This window comes from Pseudooceanicola pacificus, from assembly GCF_009789075.1.
Taxonomy (GTDB): Bacteria; Pseudomonadota; Alphaproteobacteria; order Rhodobacterales; family Rhodobacteraceae; genus Pseudooceanicola; species Pseudooceanicola pacificus.
Genome location: NZ_WNXQ01000012.1, coordinates 43,342 through 63,755, shown reverse-complemented (window position 1 = coordinate 63,755; position 20,414 = coordinate 43,342). Strand labels below are relative to the sequence as shown.

Below are 20,414 nucleotides of genomic sequence, written 5' to 3'. Positions count from 1 at the left end.
GCGGGGGCGGGGCGGGGGCGCGGGGTCAGCCCGGCGCGGCGCCGAAATCGAAACTGTCGACCTCGCGGATATAGGCCTCGAAGAACTCGGTGAAGGTGGCGACGAGCGGCGGCAGCCTGTCGTAAGGCGGGTAATAGAGCATCAGGTTCAGGGCCGGGACCTGCCAGTCGGGCAGCACCACCTCGACCGCGCCGCTGGCCAGCCCGTCGCGCACCAGGAACTCCGGCAGGTTCACCACGCCATTGCCCGCAACCGCCATCTCGTACAGGAATTCGCCGTTGTTCGACACGATCCCGGTGCCCGCGCGGAGGCTGCGCCGCACCCCGGCGCGGGCCAGCGTCCAGGTCTCGGCCCCGCCCCGGTGGCCGTAGGACAGGCACAGCTCGCCCGGCAGGTCATCCGGGCCCTCTGGCCGGGCGACGCGGTCGAACAGGGACGGCGCGGCCACGATCTGGCGGGGCACCTGGCAGATGCGGCGCCAGATGGTGGACTTGTCGCCCGGCGGGTCCGAAATGCGGATCGCCAGGTCGCAATGGGTGTCGAGGATATCGACCAGCACATCGGTCAGCTGCAAATCGACGTCGATATTGGGATAGGCCAGCCGGAAACTGCCCAGCAATCCCGGCATCAGCCGCATGCCAAAGGACATCGGCGCGTTGATCGCCAGCCGCCCCCGGTCGGGGCGGGTGGTGCGGGCGATCTCGTCGCTCACCCGGTCGAATTCCTCGATCACCGGGCGGTAGCGGGCGGCCACCATCGCCCCGGCCCCGGTGAGCGAGACCTGCCGCGTGGTGCGCAGCAGCAACTGCTGGCCCAGATCGCCCTCCAGCTGCGCGATGATCCGGGTGACCGAGGCCGGCGTCATCCGCAATGCCCGCGCGGCCCCGGCAAAGCTGCCCTCGGCCACCACGGCGAGGAAGACACGGATCGGTTTCAGGGTCTGCATCGGCGCCTCATTGTTATCATCGGTGATAACAGTAAATGCCGTATACTTTCTATTCCTGGCAATGGCCCTGGCACCTATCTTGGTCGCAACCGAATGCAACACGCGACGGAGAACGCCATGATCAAGGACATCAAGGGCCTGCACCACGTCACCTCGATGGCGGCGGACGCGGCCGAGAACAACCGCTTCTTTACCGACACCCTGGGCCTGCGCCGGGTGAAGAAGACCGTGAATTTCGACGCGCCCGAGGTCTATCACCTGTATTACGGCGACGAGATCGGCACCCCCGGTTCGGTGATGACCTATTTCCCCTTTGGCCGGATGCCCAAGGGCCGCCGCGGCACCGGAGAGGTCGGCGTGACCGAATTCGCCGTGCCCGAGGGCGCGCTGCCCTACTGGCGCGACAGGCTGGGCGCGCAGGGCGCGACCGGGCTGCGCGAAGGCAGCTTCCTGGGTGAGGCACGCCTGGAATTCGACGGGCCGGATGGCGACAGCTTTGCCCTGGTGGAAAGCGCCGATCGCGGGCGCACCGCCTGGACCGGCAACGGCGTATCGGGCGATGCGGGCATCCTGGGCTTCAACGGCGCCCGGCTGCGGCTGCGCGATGCCGCGGGCACCGACGAGCTGCTGCGCTTCATGGGCTATCAGAAGGACGAGAGCGACGGCGCGGTGACCCGCTACCGGATCGAGGGCGGCAATGCCGCCGACACCATCGACCTTGAGGCGATGCCCGGTGGCAAGCCCGCCGCGCAGGGCGCCGGTTCGGTGCACCACATCGCCTTTGCGGTCGAGGACCGCGCGGCACAGGCCCGGGTGCGCGAGGCACTGCTGGCCACCGGCTATCAGGTGACCCCGGTGATCGACCGCGATTATTTCTGGGCGATCTACTTCCGCACGCCCGGCGGCGTCCTGTTCGAGATCGCCACCAACGAACCCGGTTTCGACCGGGACGAGGACACCGCCCATCTGGGCGAGGCGCTGAAACTGCCCGAGCGCTACGAGCCCTACCGCAGCCGGATCGAGGCGCAGCTGCCCGGGATCGGGGCGTGACGGCCATGACCGATACGCCCGGCTACACCGCGCGCACCCGGGCGCCCGATCCGGGGGCGCCGATCATCCTTGCCCTGCATGGCACCGGCGGGGACGAGCACCAGTTCTTCGACCTGGTGCGCCAGATCAACCCGGGGGCGGGCATCGTTTCGCCCCGGGGCGATGTCAGCGAACAGGGCGCCGCGCGCTTCTTTCGCCGCACGAGCGAGGGGGTCTATGACATGGACGACCTCGCGCTGCGGACCGGGCGGATGGCGGAATATGTCGCGGATGTCCGGGCCGCGCACCCGGGCGTGTCGCTTTACGGGTTCGGCTATTCCAACGGGGCGAATATCCTGGCCTCGGTGGTGATGGCGCGCCCGGACCTGTTCGACCGGGTCGGGCTGCTGCATCCGCTGATCCCCTGGGATCCGGTGCCGGTGGCGCTGTCCGGGCGGCGGGTTCTGATCTCTGCCGGGCGGCGCGACCCGATCTGCCCCTGGCCACGGACCGAACGGCTGGTGGCCTGGTTCGCCGCGCAGGGCGCCGGGGTCGAAACCTCGGTCCATGACGGCGGGCACGAAATGCGGCAGGGCGAGATCGCGGCCCTGGCCGGGTTGCTGACCGGCTGACCGCCCTTCGCCCGGGGGCGGCACGACAGGGGCAGGGGGCGCGATCCGCGCCCCGCCCGGAGCAGACCAACACAGCGATTGCAAGGAGCACCGCTCATGTCCGACCCCGTCATCACCTATAGCGAGACCGAGACCAAGGCCCGATACGCCGCCACTGTCGAAGGCGTGGAAGGCGAGGGCGAGCTGACCCTGTCCAAGGTCTCTCAAACCCTGATCATCGCCGATCACACCGGCGTCCCCGACAGCATGCGCGGCATGGGCGTGGCGCAGGCGCTGGTCCGGCGGCTGATCGCCGACGCGCGGCAGCGCGGGCAGCGGATCGTCCCGCTCTGCCCCTTCGTGCGCGCCTATGCCGAACGGCACCGGGACGAGACCGCCGATGTCATCCAGTGGTAAGACGGGCTGGGCGCGGGGCGCGGCCCCTCTGCGCCGCCGCCCCACAGGCGCCTCGCCCCCGGCGCCGCCGCTTTTTTGCGCCACCGCGCCAAACGCATTCCTGCGGGCCTGGCCCCCCCGCGCAACGGCCCCACAGGCCCCCTGCAAGGACACCTGACATGAGCTGGAACCCCACACAGGATCCCGAAAACCCCGCCTTCGGCTGCGATGCGCTGGAAACGCTGATCATCCCGCGGGCCCGCGACATCGGCGGCTTTGACGTGCGCCGCGCGCTGCCCTCGCCGCAGCGCCAGATGGTCGGGCCGTTCATCTTCTTCGACCAGATGGGCCCGGCGGAATTCATCACCGAGGGCGGCATCGACGTGCGCCCGCATCCGCATATCGGCCTGGGCACCGTGACCTATCTGTACCAGGGCGAGTTCGAGCATCGCGACAGCATCGGCAGCCACCAGATGATCTATCCGGGCGAGGTGAACTGGATGACCGCCGGGCGCGGCGTCACCCATTCCGAGCGCACCAGCGCACAGACGCGGGGCACGCGGCACAGCCTGTTCGGCGTGCAGACCTGGATCGCCCTGCCGGAGCACCTGGAGGAGACCGACCCGGGCTTCGAGCATCACGGCAAGGAGGCGCTGCCGGTGATTTCGGACGGCGGCGCCGAGGCGCGGCTGATCCTGGGTTCGGCCTATGGCGAGACCAGCCCGGTGAGCATGCCGAGCGAGACCTTCTACCTCGACGTGGTGCTGGCCCCGGGCGCGTCCTTCCCGCTGCCAGACAACCACGAGGATCGCGGCATCTACGTGAGCGAGGGCGCGATCGACGTGGCGGGCGACAGGTTCGAGACCGGGCGCATGATGGTCTTTCGCCCCGGCGACGGCATTTCGGTCAAGGCCGGGCCGCAGGGTGCGCGGCTGATGGTGCTGGGCGGGGCGACGATGAACGGCCCGCGCTACATCTGGTGGAACTTCGTGTCCTCGTCGAAGGAGCGGATCGAACAGGCCAAGCAGGACTGGAACGCCGCCGACTGGGAGGGCGGACCCTTCCGCCTGCCGCCGGGCGACGATGCCGAGTTCATCTCGATCCCGCCCGAGCTGGAGCGCACCCGCCCGAAGGAGTGGAAATAGGGGCGGACGGGGAGCGCCCGGCAGACATATGCGGTTTTCCCGGATCGGGACGTGGCAGCACGGCCCGGGGCAGGGGCAGGGGCGCAACTCTCGGCAGTGCCGGGGGCGCTGCCCACACGCAGCGGTCCGGACAGGCGCCCGAAATTTCGTCGAAATTTCGTGCAGGCCGGCCCCGCAGATGCTCAGCTCGTGGCGCGGCCCGGTTCCGGGCGCAGGACCAGCCAGATCAGCGCGCCCCCCGCAAGCGCAAGGAAGGGGATCATCGCGATGCTGACGGCGGCCCAGCCCTGCACCGGGCTGCCGCCCGAGCAGTTCATCAGCCCGCCCGAGGCCAGCGAGGCCGCGGTCACGCCGCCAAAGACGATCAGGTCGTTCAGCCCCTGCATCCGGCCCCGTTCATGCGGCGCATGGGCCGAGGCCAGCATCGTCGTCGCCCCGATGAAGCCGAAGTTCCAGCCCAGCCCCAGCAGCACCATCGCGCCGAAGAAGTTCATCAGGTCGACCCCCTGCAGCGCCACCGCCCCGGCGGCGGCCAGGATCAGCAGGCCGGTGGCCATCACCTTCTCGACCCCGAACCGGGCAATCAGGTGGCCGGTGAAGAACGAGGGCACGAACATCGCCAGCACGTGGCTCGACACCACATCGGCGGCCGCGGATTTGGTGAAGCCGCAGCCGACCACGGCCAGCGGGGCCGAGGTCATCATCAGGTTCATCAGCGCATAGCTGACCATCGCGCAGATGATCGCCACGGCGATGCGCGGGGTGGTCAGCAGCTCCAGCCGCGTCCGGCCCCGGGGCGCATCGGCGGCGGGCACCGGCGGGCGCGGGATGTCGATCAGCACGAAGAGCAGCGATCCGCCGAGGTTCAGCGCGATCACCGCCAGGTAGGTGCCCAGGAAGGGCACCACCATCGCATCGCTGGTCACCTTGACCAGCTGCGGCCCGATGATGGCCGAGACGAGCCCCCCCGCCATGACATAGGAAATCGCCTTGGGCCGGTAGGCGTCGCTGGCCGTATCGGCGGCGGCGAAGCGGTAAAAGCCCTGGGCGGACATGTAGACGCCGGTGCAGAGCGAGCCGAGCAGGAAGACCGGGAAAGAGGCGAGGTAAAGCCCGTAGGCCCCGATTGTCCCGCCAAGCGCGCCGCCGATGGCCCCGGCGAAGAAACCCGCCCGGCGGCCAAAGCGCTGCATCAGCCACGAGATCGGCGTCGCCGTCATCATAGAGCCGAGCACGATCATGGTGATCGGCAGCGTGGCGAGGCAGGGGTTGGAGGCCAGCGACTGCCCGGCCAGCCCGCCAATGGTGAAGATCATCGGCATCTGCGAGCCGAGGATCGCCTGCGCCATCACCAGAACGATGACGTTGCGCCGGGCCTTGGCATTGTCGGGGAGGGGCGTCGTGGCGGTCATTCCCAATCTGCTACGCCTGCGCGCGGGGGCGCGCAAGACGGCGCGCTGCAGGTCGGCCTGTGCAGGTTTGCAGGTTCGGATCCGCCACTTGCGCGTATCGGCCCTCGGCGGGGTCGCGGGGCGGCGGGCAGGATTTTCAGCGCCGCCGTTCGATCACATGGGCAAAGCTGCCGCTGACCCGCCCGCGCCGCAGGCCCATCGGGGGCAGGATGTTGCCCTCGGCATCCCTGGCCTCGTAAAGCGGCGCGCCATCGGCCCTGAGGGTCGTGGCATAGTGGAATTCATGCCCCGCCAGCCGCCCGCCGAAGGGACCGCCCAGGTCGGTCAGCTCGCGGTAGCCCAGGTGCAGCTTGCGGGACTGGAACGAGGTGTCCAGCTCCAGCAGTCCCGCCATTGCGTGGCTCTGCCCCTCGGCATCGACCAGCCGTTGCCCCAGCACCATGTAGCCGCCGCATTCGCCATGCACCGGCCCGGCCTCGGCCGCCTTGCGCAGGCTGTCGAGGAAACGCGCATTGCCGGCGATCCGGCCGGCGTGCAATTCGGGATAGCCGCCGGGAAGGAAGGTGAACCCGGCCTCGGGCACCGCCTCGTCGGCGAGCGGCGAGAAGAACCGCAGCTCGGCCCCGTGCGAGCGCCAGTCCGCCAGCATATGGGGATAGGCAAAGGCAAAGGCCTGATCCCGCGCCACGGCGATGACCTGCGCGGGGGGCTTCATGCGCAGCGCGCCGGGGGCCTCGGCCAGGGGGGCGGCGATGCGCTCCAGCGCGTCGCGCTCCAGCGCCGCGTCCAGCCAGTCGGCGGCCTTGTCGAGGAAGGCGTCGAGATCCGCGCGCTCCCCGGCCTGCACCAGCCCCAGGTGGCGCGAGGGCATCGCCAGACCTGCATCGCGGGGCAGGGCGGCCAGCACCGGCAGGCCCGAAGGTTCCAGCGCCCGGCGCAGCATGGCGGCGTGGTGCGGCGAGCCGACATTGTTCAGGATCACCCCGGCGACCCGCACGGCGGGGTCATGCCCGGCGAACCCTGCGACCAGCGGCGCGACCGATTGCGCCATGCGGCCCGCGTCGATCACCAGCACGACAGGCAGGGCCAGCAGGCGGGCGAGGTCGGCCACCGCGCCGCGCCCCTCTGGCGGGGCGCCGTCGAACAGGCCCATGGCCCCCTCGATCACCAGCAGCCCGTCGCCCGCCGCCAGCGCCGCCAGGCGGTCCGGCGGCATGGCCCAGGCATCGAGGTTCAGGCAGGCGCGACCCGTGGCGGCCTCGTGAAACCGCGGGTCGATGTAATCCGGCCCGGATTTCGCCCCGCGCACCGTCACGCCCTCGCGCGCGAGCAGGCGCAGCAGGGCCAGGGTCACGGTGGTCTTGCCCGCGCCCGAGGACGGGGCGGCGACGATCAGGCCGCGTGGGGGGGCGGTCACGATGCCTCGGCCGGGCGCCCGCGGTTGAGCGGGTCCAGGTTGCGCGGCGCCTCGCCCCGGGCCAGCGCCTGCCAGTCCAGCACCTGCCGCATCAGCACCGAGCGCCCGACGCAGAGGATCGCGGGCGGTTCCAGCCCGCTGTCGGCGATATCGGCGGCCATGCGGCCCAGCGTGGTCTCCAGCACCTTCTCGTCCGGCGTGGTGGCGGAACAGACGACGGCGCAGGGTTCATCCGCCGGGCGGCCCGCCTCCAGCAGCGCGGTGGCGATGCGTTCGGCATGTTTCATGCCCATGTAGATCACCAGCACCTGGCTGCCCTTGGCGATCGAGGCCCAGTCGAGCGACTGCGGCGTCTCGCCGGACTGGTCATGCCCGGTGACAAAGGTGACCGACTGGTTCACGTCGCGATGGGTGACCGGGATACCGGCATAGGCCAGCCCGCCGATGCCCGCGCTGATGCCGGGAATGATGCGGACGTTGACGCCGTGCTGGATCAGGGTCTGCGCCTCCTCGCCGCCCCGGCCAAAGACGAAGGGATCGCCGCCCTTGAGCCGCAGCACCCGCTTGCCCTCGCGCGCCAGATCCACCAGCCGCAGCGAGATGTCGCGCTGCTTGGCCGAGGGCTTGCCGCCGCGCTTGCCGGCATAGACATGCTCGGCCTGCGGCGCCCAGTCGAGGATCGCCTCCTGCACCAGCGCGTCATAGATCACCACATCGGCCTGCCTGAGCGCGTTGAGCGCATGCAGCGTCAGCAGCCCCGGGTCGCCGGGACCGGCACCGCAGAGCCAGACCCAGCCGGGCTTCAGCTCAGGCCAGGCGCCGGAGGGGAGGGGAAACGAGTCGGTCATACCCTCTATATGGACCTGTCGGGCGGCGTGGAAAAGACCGGGCTTGTCCGTGGGTTCCGCCATGCCCGCGCCGTCCGGCACAGCTTGGGGAGCGGCGCGCGCCCGCCCTGCGGCCCCGACATCGGCCAAGGCGCACAGCGGCGCGGGCCAGATGCGAGCCGGGGCGCAGGGCCGCTTGCCGCCTGACGCGGGCCGCTTCTGCCCGGCCCCGGAACGCGGATGAAGGCGGCGCCCTGCGGCTCAATCCCGGTGTCGCAACTTGTGCTCAGCCGGTGCCCGGCAGGCGCCAGGTGGATGGCACGGACCCCGGACTGTCGGTCAGGGTTTCGCCGGAAGCGTCGGTGACGGCATCGCCGCCCCCATGCGGGCCCTGGCGGCGGCTCTGTGCGCCGGGCACGGCCCGATTCGGCCAATGGCATCGGCGCAGGGGCGGCGCGGCGGTTGCGCGTGCCGGGGGGCACCGCCTTGCCTGACCCGCAGGCTCGCCGGATCAGGAGCAGCCCTTGCGGACCTCGCGGTCCAGCAGTTCGGTTTCGACCAGCATGCAGCGGTCGCGGGCCTCGTAGTAATAGCCCCGGGCGTACCAGCCGACGGCGGTGGCCTCGTCGTCATCCGCCAGCAGCCAGGCACCGCGCAGGTATTTCACCGCGTATTTCAGGTTGGTCTCGGCATCCAGCAGGTCGGTGGGGGAGCCCTGAAAGCCCATCCCGCGCGCGGTGGCGGGCAGGATCTGCATCAGCCCGTAATAGGGGCCGTTGCGGGCGCCGGGGCGATAGTCGCTTTCGCGCTGGATCACGCGGTGCACCAGCGTGCGCGGGACCTCGTAGAGATCGGCATACTGGTTCACCAGCGTCCGCAGTTCCGGCGTCTCACCGGGGAAGAGCGCCATGCGCGTCACCTCCGGTTCCGGTTTCTCGGCCGCGCAGGCCGACAGAAATAGCGCGGCCCCGGTCGCCAGACACCACATCGCCCTTGTTTTCATGGTTCACCCTGAGTCTCTGTCCTGATCCGATAGGCCATGACAGCCGGGTTTCCGGCAAGTCCCGGGTCTTGCGATGCGCGGATATCCGCGCGGGATCCCCGGCGCAGGCCGGGGTCCTCGGGGGCAGGGCGCTGGCAGTGACCGGAATTTCCGCACCTGGGGCCCGGCGGGGCCGGGGTTGCGGTCACCCGATGGCTGGTGCGCGCCCGGACCGGGACGCGGCCGCACGACCCGGCCCCCGGGCCTCGGGGGCTGCGCCTCGTGACTGTCGAGGCTGCGGAAGGCACCCGCCGCGCCACACGCGGCTGTCTGGTTTGTCCGGATGCGCGTCCCTGCCTCGGGGGGATGTCACCTCGGCCCTTCCGCGCGCCTCAGGTCGCCACCTCGACGGTCACATGCTCCATCCCGGTGGTCTCGCGCACGCGGTCCTTCACGGCGCGGCGCACCTCGTCCGCCACCGCGCCGGGCGCGAGGTCGATTTCCAGCGTGGCCATGGGACGCTCCTGCGTGATCGACCAGGCATGGACGTGGTGGGCACGGGCCACGCCGGGCAGCGAGGTTTCCAGATCGGCCGCGACGGCGCGGGGATCGAAGCCGGCGGGCGCGCCTTCCAGCAGGATATGCCCGCTCTCGCGCACCACGGACCAGGCCGAGCGCAGGATGATACAGGCGACCAGCACCGACAGGATCGGGTCGATCGGGGTCCAGCCGGTCCAGATGATGATGAGCGAGGCGGCAATCGCCGCGACCGATCCCAGCAGGTCGCCCATCACGTGCAGCGCGGCGGCGCGGACGTTGAGGTTGTCGCCCTCGGCGCGGCTGAGCACCCAGAAGGCCAGGACGTTCACCACGAGTCCCCCCAAGGCGACCCAGAGCATCAGCCCGCCCAGCACCTCTTGCGGGTCGCGCAGGCGCCGGACGGCCTCGAAGAGGATCCATGCCGCGATGACGAACAGCGTCAGCCCGTTCACGAAGGCGGCCAGAACCGAGAAGCGGTCGAACCCGTAGGTGCGTTTCCAGTCCGCCGGCCGCCGCGCCAGCCGGAAGGCGCACCAGGCCAGCAGCAGCGAGGCGAAGTCGGTCAGCATGTGGCCCGCATCGGCCAGGAGCGCGAGCGATCCCGAGATGAGCCCGCCGATGACCTCTGCCCCCATGAAGCCGCCCGTCAGGGCCGCGGCAATCAGGATGGCGCGTTCCTTGGACCGGCGCGTCTCGGGCGCGTCATGGGCCGATAGGGTTGGGCCATGCGAATGGCCTGCGTGCCCGTGCCCGTGCCCGTGTCCGTGTCCATGCCCATGTTCATGCCCGTGCCCGTGCGCATGCCCTTGCGCATGCTTGTGTCCTGTTCCCATCACCGCGCCTCCGCCCGAAGACCCGTGTCCGTCAGGGGCGCACTGCGCCCGCCGCCGGCGATGGGGGTCACGCGCCCATGGCGGATGCCGGCGATACGGGCGGTCATCCCGTGGCGGAGCGCGGGGGCGTCGAGGTGCGCCAGCTCAGCGCGGCGGAGGGGTCGGTCGGTCATGGCGGTGCTCTTGATTCGTTTCGTCCCCGTGGGATATACGATCTACAGCGACTGTAGCTTCAAGGGGTCAACGCCATGCAGGGCCATTCCATCGGCACGCTGTCCCGTCACACGGGCGTGAAGGTGACGACGATCCGCTACTACGAGGGGCGTGGTCTGCTGCCCGATCCCGGCCGCACGGGCGGGGGGCAACGCCGCTACGGCGATGCCGAGCTGAACCGGCTGTCCTTCATCGCCCATGCCCGGCAGCTCGGCTTTGACCTCGACGCGATCGCCGAACTGATCGCGTTGCAGGAGACGCCCCACGCCGCTCATGGTGATGCGCACCGCATCGCGAAGGATCGCATTGTCGAGGTCCGCGACCGGATCGAGCGGTTGCGGCGGCTGGAGGCGGAATTGGTGCGCGTCGTGAATGCCTGCGACGGCCGGTCCGACGGGCAACCCTGCCGGGTGCTGCACGCCCTGGCCGACCACCACGCCTGCGAGGGCGAGCACTGAGACGGCGCAGACGGCGCAGATGGCGGGACGGAAGGGGGCGCTGCCCCCGCCCGCGCTGCGCGCGGACTCCCCCGGGATATTTCGGGCCAGAGGAAGCGGGGGAACCGGCACCCGGCTTCATCTCGTCCAAAATACTCCCGCCGGAGGCGGACCTGCGGGAGGGCGACGCAGGCGCCCGGCCCGGCACTGCGTGGAGCGGGGAGGTGCCGGGCCCTTTTTGCCGGATGGCGCGGGCGGTCAGGCCTTGCCGGAGGCCTGGTCGGCGACCAGCTCGAATTCCTCGGGCAGGGGCGCGCGGTGCGGGTTGTCGAGCGTGGGCACCACCTCGCACCAGCCGGCATAGGGCTGGGACTGGGAGCGGTCGTAGAGCGCGCGCAGCGCGTCGAGCGGCGTGTCGGACATGTCCACCCGCAGGGTCAGCGGCGCGCGGTCGCGCCCCAGCACCAGCAGGGCCGCGGATTGCAACCCCCGGGAATCACTTCCCGCCGCCGCACCCGCGAAGAGCGCCGCGAGCAGGCGCTCGGCCAGCTCGCCCGGGTGGTCGAGAAAGGCAGACAGGGTCGACTCCAGCACCGCTTCGCCCGCCAGCAGGTTCCCGGCCACCACCACGCCGGGGGCGGATCGCGACCCCGCGGCGGGCACCGAATGCGCCCCGGTGAAGGCCGCCGTCCCGCCCTGCAGGTCAAGCGCCGAGAGCTGCCGGTAATCCCGCCCCTCGTCCGGGGAAACCATTGACGCCACGGCGCTTTCCGCCGTTTCACCCCCGCGCATCCGATCCAGTGCGCCGTCGCCCCAGAGGGTCGAGGGCGCCGTGCCCTGGCTGGCCGACAGACCCGCATCGGCCGCCCCGCGCAGCACCCATCCGCCGACGCAGAGCGATCCCGTGGCCGCCGCGCCGCCCAGGATGCCCGTTTTCGCATCGCGGGCCAGAATCGAAAAAGTCATGACAGCCTCCGGTTAACACGCCTCTTGAATTTATCATGAGAATTTGCCCTCATTCAATTTATCATGATCAATAATCCAAGGCCCGCTTAAGAGGAGAGGCTGAATGACACAGGGAATTCTCAACTGGACCCGGCGCGGGGTCCTGGCTGCCGGGGCCGCGATGTCGCTGTCGCTCGGCGCCGTTGCGCCCGCCGCGGCACAGACGCCCCCGGGCGTTCTGATCGTCGGCCAGATCGCCGAGCCCAAGGCCCTCGATCCGGCGGCTGTCACCGCCGTGAACGACTTCCGCATCCTGATGAACGTCTACGACGGGCTGGTGCGCTACAAGTCCGGCACGCTGGAGGTCGAACCGGCCCTGGCGACGGGCTGGGAGATCAGCGAGGACGGCACCGTCTATACCTTCAAGCTGCGCGAGGGCGTGAAATTCCACGACGGCAGCGATTTCGACGCCGAGGCGGTGAAGTTCAACTTCGACCGGATGCTCAACGAGGATCACCCCTACCACGACACCGGCCCCTTCCCGCTGGCCTTCTTCTTCTCGGCCGTGCGGGAGGTCGAGGTGGTCGATCCGCTGACCGTCACATTCACCCTGAACGCGCCCTATGCGCCGTTCCTGTCGAACCTGGCCTATCCGACCGGCCTGATCGTCTCGCCCGCCGCGGTGGAACAATACGGCGCCGATTTCGGCCGCAACCCCTCGGGCACCGGGCCGTTCAAATTTGTCGAGTGGCGCTCGAACGAGGCGGTGGTGGTCGAGGGCAACCCCGACTACTGGGACGGCCCGACCGACCTGCAGGCCGTGGTCTTCCGCCCGATCACCGATGCCAACACCCGCACCGCCGAGATGCTGGCGGGCGGAATCGACCTGATGGTCGAGGTGCCGCCGGTCTCGCTGTCGGAATTCCAGGGCGACAGTTTCACCGTCTTCGAACAGGCCGGACCCCATGTCTGGTTCCTGATCCTGAACGCCAAGGAAGGCCCCTTTGCCGAAAAGGCCGTGCGCCAGGCCGCCAATTACGCGATCAACAAGACCGCGCTGGTGGACAATGTGCTGGAGGGCACCGCCGATGTCGCCGCAGGGCCCACGCCGCCCGCCTTTGCCTGGGCCTATAACGAGAGCCTGGAGCCCTATCCCTACGATCCCGACAAGGCCAAGGCCCTGCTGGCCGAGGCCGGCATGGAGAACCCCGAAGTCACCTTTTACGTGACCGAAGGCGGCTCCGGCATGCTGGACCCGATTGCCATGGGCACCGCGATCCAGGCGGATCTGGAGGCCGTGGGCTTCGACGTGACAATCGAGACCTACGAGTGGAACACCTTCCTGGGCAATGTGAACCCGGGGCTGGAGGGCAAGGCGGACATGGCCGAAATGGCCTGGATGACCAACGACCCCGACACGCTGCCCTATCTGGCGCTGCGCACCGACGCATGGCCCGACAAGGGCGGGTTCAACTCGGGCTACTATTCCAACCCCGAGGTCGACAGCCTGCTGGAGGAAGCGCGCGTCGCCACCGATCAGGACAAGCGGGCCGAGCTCTACAAGAAGATGCAGACCATCGTGCAGGAAGATGCGCCCTGGGTCTTTGTCGCCAACTGGAAGCAGAACGCGGTGACCAGCGACCGGGTCGAGAACTTCGAGCTGCAGCCCTCGTTCTTCCTGCTGCTCAAGGACGTGGTCAAGAACTGACCATCCGGCCGGGCGGGTCGCCGGACCTTGCCCGGCCTGGCTTTCCGCCCCTGCCTGCGACGGGGCAGGCTAGGGCGAGACGCCGCGCGGCGGGCCGGATCCGGGCCGCCGCCATCCCGCAAAGCCACTTTCGGAACCACCACGGGACCACGAAAGGAGCCCAGCCATGACCGGCTACATCCTCAAGCGTCTGGTATCGGCGATTCCCGTCCTGCTGGGCATCACCGTCATCGTCTTCCTGATCATGGCGATGATCCCGGGCGATCCCGCCACGGCGATCCTGGGCAGCTACGCCACGCCCGAGAATGTCGAGAAGCTGAACCGCGACCTGGGGCTCGACCAGCCTCTGGTCGCCCGGTACTTCATCTGGCTGGGCAATATGCTGACCGGCGATTTCGGCCGCAGCTTTGCCCTGAACCGGCCGGTGATCGACGAGGTGCTCGACCGGTTCAGCGCCACGCTGGTGCTGGCGGGCACGGCCTTCATCCTTTGCGCCGTCTTCGGGATCATCGCGGGCGTCGTCTCGGCCGCGCGTCAGTACGGCTTTGCCGACAAGGCGATCACCTTTGCCGTGCTGCTGGGGATTTCGGTCCCGTCCTTCTTCCTCGGGATGATGATGATCCTGATCTTCGCGGTGAAACTGCGCTGGCTGCCGGTGTCGGGGATGTTCGCGATCTACGGCGGGGGCGACCTGCCGGACCTGCTGAACCACCTGATCATGCCGGCCCTCGCGCTGGCGGTGGTGGCGACCGGCGTGGTGGCGCGGCTGTCGCGATCCGCCATGCTGGAGGTGCTGCGCCAGGATTTCATCCGCACCGCCCGCGCCAAGGGGGTGGGCGAGCGTGACGTCGTCTGGCGCCATGCGCTGAAGGCCGCGATGGTCAGCATCATCCCGGTGCTGGGCATCCAGGCGGGATTCGTCCTGTCCGGCGCGGTCTATATCGAGATGGTGTTCCAGTGGCCCGGCGTGGGGCGGATGCTGGTCGATGCCATCCTGAAACGCGACATCCTGCTGGTGCAGGGCGGCGTGGTCTTCGTGGCCGCCTGCTACGTCCTGTTCAACATCGCGGTCGACGTGGCGCAATCGCTGCTCGATCCCCGGATCAAGACGTGAGGCCCCCCGAGATGGAGATCACGACATGAAGAAGTTCTTTCAGCTCCTCCTGCGCAATCGCCTGGCCGCCGCGGGCGGCGTCGCGATCTGCTTCGTCGTCATTCTGGCGCTGATCACCCCGCTGCTGCCGCTGCAGGCGCCCAACGTGACCAACACCGCGAACCGGTTCCAGCCGGTCTTCGCCGAGGGCCATCTGCTGGGCACCGACCACCTGGGGCGGGACATGCTGTCGCGGTTGCTCTGGGGCACGCGGCTGTCGCTGGCGGTCGGGTTCTCGGCCGCGATCTTTGCCGCCTTCTTCGGCGCGGCCATCGGGATCGTCGCGGGCTATTTCGGCGGGCGCACCGACAACGTGATCATGCGCGGCGTCGACATGCTGATGGCCTTTCCCTACATCCTGCTGGCGCTGGCCATTGTCGCGGCGCTCGGCCCCGGGCTGGTCAACGCGCTGATCGCGGTGGCGGCGGTGAACGTGCCGTTCTTTGCCCGCAACATCCGGGGCGTGACGGTGGGCATCGCGCACAAGGAATTTGTCGATGCCGCGCGGCTGGCGGGCCTGTCCGACACCCGCATCATCCTGACCGAGATCCTGCCCAACGTGGTGCCGGTGATCGTGATTGCCATGTCGACCACCATCGGCTGGATGATCCTGGAAACGGCGGGGCTGTCGTTCCTGGGCCTTGGTTCGCAGCCGCCGCAGGCCGATCTCGGCTCGATGCTGGGCGAGGCGCGCTCGGCGCTGATCACCAACCCGCATACCTCGGTCGTGCCGGGGGTGATGATCCTGATCATCGTGATGGGCATCAACCTGCTGGGCGACGGCGTGCGCGACGCGCTGGACCCGCGCCTGCGCTCGGGTGCGCTGACCCGGCCGATGGCGGCGACCGTGGTCCAGCGCAAGGGCGCGGTGCCCGCCCCCCATGCCGGGGGGGTGCTGACCATGACCGACCTGGAAACCCAGTTCCACGTCGGGCCGCGCATCTACAAGGCGGTGAACAAGGTCTCGCTGAATGTCGCGCCGGGCGAATGCCTGGGGGTGATCGGGGAAAGCGGCTCGGGCAAGTCGGTGACGGCGCTGTCGGTGATGGGGCTGGTGGCCTCGCCCCCGGGCGTGATCGTCGGCGGCTCGATCCGCTACAAGGACGAAGAGCTGATCGGGGCCCGGTACACCACCCTGCGCAGGTTCCGGGGCGACCGGGTGGCCTATATCTTCCAGGATCCGCTGGCCACGCTGCACCCGCTCTACAAGGTCGGCGACCAGCTGGTGGAGGCGATCCGCGTGCACCATCCGGTCAGCAGGGCCGAGGCCTGGAAACGCGCGGTCGAGCTGCTGAAGCAGGTGCGCATTCCCAATGCCGAAAACCGCGCCAGCACCTATCCGCACGAGATGTCGGGCGGCATGCGCCAGCGCGTGGGCATCGCCATGGCGCTGGCCAACGACCCCGATGTGATCATCGCGGACGAGCCGACAACGGCGCTGGACGTGACGGTGCAGGCGCAGATCCTCTCGCTGCTCGACGACCTCAGGCGCGAGCGCGGTCTGGCCATCGTCTTCATCACCCATGACTTCGGGGTGGTGGGGCAGCTCTGCGACCGGGTGGCGGTGATGTATGCCGGCCGGATCGTCGAGGAGGGGCCGACCGATGCGGTGCTGGCCGCGCCGGCGCATCCCTACACCAGGCGCCTGATCGCCTGCGTGCCCGAACTGGGCGAGGGGCGGCGGCGGCTGGAGGCGATCCCGGGCCTGCCCCCGGCGGTCGACCGGCTGGAGCCGGGCTGCGCCTTTGCCGCGCGCTGTACCAAGAAGGAGGCCGCCTGCGTCACCCGCGAGATCGAGCTGGCCCGCGCCGGCCCCCGCGCGGTGCGCTGCCTCTACCCCGAAACCGATCTGAGCCGGGAGGCCGCGGAATGACCGAGGTTCTGAAACTTCAAAACCTGTCCAAGGCGTTTCCGGTCGGCAAGCGGCTGTTCGGCGCGCCCAAGGGGACGGTGCATGCGGTGCAGCCGCTGGACCTGTCGGTGCAGCAGGGCGAGACCCTGGGCATCGTGGGGGAATCGGGCTGCGGCAAGTCCACCCTGGCGCGGATGCTGGTCGGGCTGATCCCGCCGACCACCGGCAGTATCGAGATCGACGGCAAGCCGCTGGACAATGCCGATCCGGCCGTCTTCGGCAGGCGGATCCAGTATGTGTTCCAGGACCCGATCTCCTCGCTGAACCCGCGCAAGACCATCCGCCAGGTGATGGAGGCGCCGCTGAAGCGCCTGCACGGGATGGACAAGGCGCAGCGCGACCGGCGGATTTCCGAAATCTTCGACAGCGTGAACCTGCGCGAGGAATTCATGGAGCGCTACCCGCATGAATTCTCGGGCGGGCAGGCGCAACGGATCGGCATCGCCCGGGCGCTGGCGGCCGAGGCGAAGATCCTGATCCTGGACGAGCCGGTCTCGGCGCTGGATGTCTCGGTGCAGGCGCAGGTGCTGAACCTGCTCGCGGATCTGAAGGCCAAGCTGGGGCTGACCTATCTCTTCATCTCGCATGACCTCGCGGTGGTGGAGGCGGTCTCGGACCGGGTGGCGGTGCTCTACTTCGGCTCGGTGGTGGAGGTCGGCAAGGCCGAGGACATCTTTCGCGCGCCGCGCCACCCCTATACCAGGCTGCTGGCAGAATCCGCGCCCGTGGTCGGCCGCCCCCTCGCGGCCCCGGAGGGCAGGGAGACCGAGCTTCCCGATCCGCTGAACCCGCCCCAGGGCTGCGCCTTCAGGGCGCGCTGCCCCTTTGCGCAGGGCGATTGCGCCGCCGCCCCGCCGCCGCTGGCCCCGCCAGAGGGTCACCGGGTCGCCTGCTACCATCCGTTGAACTGATCCAAAGGAGCGCCTGCGGCGCACGCGATGCTTGGGCGGGCTGCGCCCGCCTGGGGGGCGCTGCCCCCGTCGGCCCGTGCCGGGTCGACTCCCCCGGAGTATTTACGACGAGATGAAGCAGGGGCGCTCCACCCGGCTTCATCTCGTCAAAAATACTCCCGCCGGAGGCGTCGGGCGCGTCAGCGTCCGAAATCCACCCCCGCCGCCTGCACAACAATTGGGCAGGGCTGCCCCGGTGCCGCCGTCTCGGGCCGGGCCTGGCGCGGCTGACACGGATCGCTCCCTTGACCCGGAGGCGGGGGCGTGCCGATAGTCGTGTAACATTTTCTTCGGCATCCGAGCCCCGCTGTCCATTGCGTTACGCTGTCCGCGTCGCGCGGGGGACAGGCGGGGTTCTGTCGTTTCTGGAGGTGGCATGAAGCGCCGTATCGACCTTGGCCTGCTCTATTCGCGCTCCGGCAGCTATTCGCTGATTTCCGAGGCCTGCCGCACCGGCGCGATGACCGCCATTGCCGAGATCAACGCCGATCCGGCGATGGATGTCGCCTTTGTCGCGGTGGAGCGCGATCCGCAGGGCAATATCGACCTTTACGCGCCGCTCTGCGAGGAGATCCTGCGTGACAGCTCTGCCCGCCATGTGGTGGGCTGCGTGACCTCGTGGAGCCGCAAGGAGGTGATTCCGGCGCTGGAACGCTGCGGCGGGTCGCTGTGGTATTCGGTGCCCTACGAGGGGTTCGAGGCCTCGGACCGCGTGGTCTATACCCATGCCTGTCCGAACCAGCACCTGCTGCCGCTGCTGAGCTGGACCTTCGGCGCCTATGGGCGACGGGGCTATCTGACCGGGTCGAACTATATCTGGGGCTGGGAGATGAACCGCCTGGCCCGCGAGGTAATGGCGGCGGCGGGCGGCGAGGTTCTGGGCGAGCGCTACCTGCCGCTCGGCTCGACCGAGGTGGGCCGGATGATCGAGGAGATCGAGGTGACGCGCCCCGATTTCGTGCTGAACCAGCTGATCGGGCCGTCGCAATATGCCTTCCTTGCCGCCTTCCGCGAGCTGGGCCGGCGCGATCCGCATTTCCGGCCCGGGACCTGCCCGATCCTGTCCTGCAACCTGACGGAATGCGAATTGCCGGCCATCGGGGCCGAGGCCGCCGAGGGGCTGGTCGCCGCGGGCCCCTGGTTCCGCGGCGCGGGCGGCTGGCCGCATCCCGGCAGCTTCGGCTCGTCCCACGAGGCGGCGAGCCATGCCACCGTCTGGCGGCTGGCGCGGCTGTTGCACGGGCGCGCGGGCGCCGAGACGCTGCCGCTGGCGCAGCTGCTGGACACGCCGGTGAATGCCGAGCTGGGCATCGACACCCGCACGCATCACGTGAGCCTGCCGGTGCTGATCGCCCAGGTGCAGGACGGCGCCTTTCGCGTGGTGAAGCGCGAGGGGCCGCTGGCCGGCGATCCCTATCTGGCGCGCGGGCGCGAGATCCCGGCGGCGCCGCATCTGAGGGCGGTGACATGAAACGCCGGTTGCGGATACCCAACCTCGGCGGGGCGCGGGCGATGATCCTGCACCGGCCGCACCCGGTGGTGCAGGCCCTCAGCCGTCAGCTGGAGGCGATCGGGCTGGAGGTGGAATGCCACTGGCCCGACCTGCCCGGCGCGGCGATCGGGGCGGATTACATCTTTTTCGATGCGGATCTGGGCCATGACGAGCAGTTCCCCTGGCAGCCCGGCACCGCGCCGATGCCGCTGGTGGCGCTGGTGGGATCCGAGGCGCCGGGGCGGATCGAGTGGCTGATCAACATCGGGGCCGATGCGCAGATCCTCAAGCCGGTGGGCGACAGCGGCGCCTATTCCGCCCTGCTGATCGCGCGTTCGGCCTTCGAGGCGCGCAATGCGCTGGCCGCCGAGATCGCGGATCTGAAGGGGCGGCTCGACAAGCGGCAGGTGGTGGTGCAGGCGGTGGCCGTGCTGGCCGCGCGCGGCAAGTCCGAGGACGAGAGCTATGCCATGCTGCGCCAGCTGGCGATGGCCTGGCGCGTGAGTTTCGAGATCGCGGCCGAGCGCATCGTGGCCGGTGCCCGCCCCGGCGGGGCGGAGGATGCACATGGCTGATGCCACGGCGCAGGCCGGGCGACCGGTGCCCGAGGGCGTGCTGGCGCGGCTGCTGCGGCGCAAGCTGGCCTTGTTCGGCTTTGCCGTGATCCTGCTGGTCGTGGGCGGCGCGGTGCTGGCGCCCTGGATCGCGCCCTATGCGCCCGACGAGCAGCTGTTCGAGGGGCTGACGATCGAGGGGGCGCCGATGGCGCCGGGCGGGCAGTTCCTGATGGGGACGGATCTGCTGGGGCGCGATCTGTTCAGCCGCATCCTCTACGGCGCGCGCACCAGCCTGATCATCGGGGTGGTGGCCAATGGCGTCGCGCTGGTGATCGGCACGCTGGTCGGGGTGACCGCCGGCTTCGTCCGGGGCTGGACCGGGGCCGTGCTGATGCGGTTCACCGATCTGATGATGGCCTTTCCGGCCCTGCTGCTGGCGATCTGCCTGGCGGCGATCTTTCAGCCGTCGCTGTGGATCGTGGCGATGGTGATCGCGCTGGTGAACTGGGTGCAGACGGCGCGGGTGATCTATACCGAGACGACCTCGCTGGCCGAGCGCGAGTTCATCGCCGCCGAGCGGACACTGGGTGCCGGGCCGGTGCGCATCCTGTTCCGCCATATCCTGCCGCATCTGGTGCCGACGCTGATCGTCTGGGGGACGCTCGGGATTTCGGTCACCGTGCTGCTGGAGGCGACGCTGTCCTACCTCGGGGTCGGGGTGCAGCCGCCGACGCCGTCCTGGGGCAACATCATCTTCGAGAACCAGACCTATTTCCAGGCGGCGCCCTGGCTGGTCTTCATCCCCGGGGCCGCGATCCTGATGCTGGCGCTGGCCTTCAACCTGGTGGGCGACGCGCTGCGCGACGTGCTGGATCCGACGCAGCGGGGGCAGGGGTGATGGCGGGCATC

The 20,414-nt window shown here is 69.7% G+C and carries 19 protein-coding genes; 12 read left to right on the top strand and 7 right to left on the bottom strand.

Annotated features, from left to right (window positions below; translation table 11 throughout):
- Window positions 1-25: 25 nt before the first annotated feature.
- Window positions 26-946: a LysR family transcriptional regulator gene (locus GLS40_RS16180; protein ID WP_160383696.1), complete on the bottom strand. Its 921-nt coding sequence runs from the start codon at window positions 944-946 to the stop codon at window positions 26-28.
- Window positions 947-1,063: 117 nt separating this feature from the next.
- Here GLS40_RS16180 and GLS40_RS16175 point away from each other — a divergent pair, with 117 nt between their 5' ends.
- From GLS40_RS16175 to GLS40_RS16160, 4 genes are all read left to right on the top strand, one after another.
- Complete coding sequence (locus GLS40_RS16175) at window positions 1,064-1,996, top strand: VOC family protein (RefSeq protein ID WP_160383695.1); 933 nt, start codon at window positions 1,064-1,066, stop codon at window positions 1,994-1,996.
- Between the two features lie 5 nt (window positions 1,997-2,001).
- Window positions 2,002-2,607: an alpha/beta hydrolase gene (locus GLS40_RS16170; RefSeq protein ID WP_160383694.1), complete on the top strand. Its 606-nt coding sequence runs from the start codon at window positions 2,002-2,004 to the stop codon at window positions 2,605-2,607.
- 96 nt (window positions 2,608-2,703) lie between these two features.
- Entirely contained in the window at window positions 2,704-3,003 is a 300-nt protein-coding gene (locus GLS40_RS16165) for a GNAT family N-acetyltransferase (protein WP_160383693.1), read from the top strand.
- A gap of 158 nt (window positions 3,004-3,161) precedes the next feature.
- The gene (locus GLS40_RS16160; RefSeq protein WP_160383692.1) at window positions 3,162-4,127 is read left to right on the top strand and encodes a pirin family protein; all 966 of its coding nucleotides are present in this window, start codon (window positions 3,162-3,164) and stop codon (window positions 4,125-4,127) included.
- A gap of 182 nt (window positions 4,128-4,309) precedes the next feature.
- On the opposite strand, the gene GLS40_RS16155 is transcribed toward GLS40_RS16160, so the two are convergent.
- The 5 genes from GLS40_RS16155 to GLS40_RS16135 all read right to left on the bottom strand — a co-directional run bounded on the left by GLS40_RS16155 (window position 4,310) and on the right by GLS40_RS16135 (window position 10,138).
- On the bottom strand, window positions 4,310-5,539 hold the full coding sequence (locus GLS40_RS16155; protein WP_160383691.1) for an MFS transporter: 1,230 nt from the start codon (window positions 5,537-5,539) through the stop codon (window positions 4,310-4,312).
- Between the two features lie 136 nt (window positions 5,540-5,675).
- Window positions 5,676-6,956, bottom strand: coding sequence for a cobyrinate a,c-diamide synthase (locus GLS40_RS16150; RefSeq protein ID WP_160383690.1), 1,281 nt, complete (start codon window positions 6,954-6,956; stop codon window positions 5,676-5,678).
- On the bottom strand, window positions 6,953-7,804 hold the full coding sequence (cobA, locus tag GLS40_RS16145; protein ID WP_160383689.1) for a uroporphyrinogen-III C-methyltransferase: 852 nt from the start codon (window positions 7,802-7,804) through the stop codon (window positions 6,953-6,955). Before cobA ends, GLS40_RS16150 begins: the two co-directional genes overlap by 4 nt.
- A gap of 490 nt (window positions 7,805-8,294) precedes the next feature.
- Window positions 8,295-8,786 (bottom strand): lytic transglycosylase domain-containing protein, encoded by a 492-nt coding sequence (locus GLS40_RS16140; protein ID WP_235905961.1) that lies wholly within the window; start codon window positions 8,784-8,786, stop codon window positions 8,295-8,297.
- 371 nt (window positions 8,787-9,157) lie between these two features.
- Window positions 9,158-10,138 (bottom strand): cation diffusion facilitator family transporter, encoded by a 981-nt coding sequence (locus tag GLS40_RS16135; protein ID WP_160383688.1) that lies wholly within the window; start codon window positions 10,136-10,138, stop codon window positions 9,158-9,160.
- 248 nt (window positions 10,139-10,386) lie between these two features.
- Between GLS40_RS16135 and GLS40_RS16130 the strand changes: the two genes are divergently transcribed.
- A complete protein-coding gene (locus GLS40_RS16130) occupies window positions 10,387-10,809 on the top strand; it encodes a MerR family transcriptional regulator (RefSeq protein ID WP_160383687.1) in 423 nt (140 codons plus the stop codon).
- Between the two features lie 237 nt (window positions 10,810-11,046).
- Here the strand turns inward: GLS40_RS16130 and GLS40_RS16125 are convergent, their stop codons facing one another.
- Complete coding sequence (locus GLS40_RS16125) at window positions 11,047-11,754, bottom strand: DUF1028 domain-containing protein (RefSeq protein WP_160383686.1); 708 nt, start codon at window positions 11,752-11,754, stop codon at window positions 11,047-11,049.
- Between the two features lie 103 nt (window positions 11,755-11,857).
- Here GLS40_RS16125 and GLS40_RS16120 point away from each other — a divergent pair, with 103 nt between their 5' ends.
- The 7 genes from GLS40_RS16120 (at window position 11,858) to GLS40_RS16090 (ending at window position 20,403) form a co-directional block, all read left to right on the top strand.
- Window positions 11,858-13,441 (top strand): ABC transporter substrate-binding protein, encoded by a 1,584-nt coding sequence (locus GLS40_RS16120; RefSeq protein ID WP_160383685.1) that lies wholly within the window; start codon window positions 11,858-11,860, stop codon window positions 13,439-13,441.
- 166 nt (window positions 13,442-13,607) lie between these two features.
- Entirely contained in the window at window positions 13,608-14,555 is a 948-nt protein-coding gene (locus tag GLS40_RS16115; protein ID WP_160383684.1) for an ABC transporter permease, read from the top strand.
- 25 nt (window positions 14,556-14,580) lie between these two features.
- The gene (locus GLS40_RS16110; protein WP_160383683.1) at window positions 14,581-16,467 is read left to right on the top strand and encodes a dipeptide/oligopeptide/nickel ABC transporter permease/ATP-binding protein; all 1,887 of its coding nucleotides are present in this window, start codon (window positions 14,581-14,583) and stop codon (window positions 16,465-16,467) included.
- Complete coding sequence (locus GLS40_RS16105; protein ID WP_160383682.1) at window positions 16,464-17,417, top strand: ABC transporter ATP-binding protein; 954 nt, start codon at window positions 16,464-16,466, stop codon at window positions 17,415-17,417. Before GLS40_RS16110 ends, GLS40_RS16105 begins: the two co-directional genes overlap by 4 nt.
- 415 nt (window positions 17,418-17,832) lie before the next feature.
- Entirely contained in the window at window positions 17,833-18,927 is a 1,095-nt protein-coding gene (locus tag GLS40_RS16100) for a transporter substrate-binding protein (protein ID WP_160383681.1), read from the top strand.
- On the top strand, window positions 18,924-19,523 hold the full coding sequence (locus GLS40_RS16095) for an ANTAR domain-containing response regulator (RefSeq protein ID WP_160383680.1): 600 nt from the start codon (window positions 18,924-18,926) through the stop codon (window positions 19,521-19,523). Before GLS40_RS16100 ends, GLS40_RS16095 begins: the two co-directional genes overlap by 4 nt.
- A complete protein-coding gene (locus GLS40_RS16090) occupies window positions 19,516-20,403 on the top strand; it encodes an ABC transporter permease (RefSeq protein ID WP_160383679.1) in 888 nt (295 codons plus the stop codon). Before GLS40_RS16095 ends, GLS40_RS16090 begins: the two co-directional genes overlap by 8 nt.
- Window positions 20,404-20,414 lie beyond the last annotated feature (11 nt).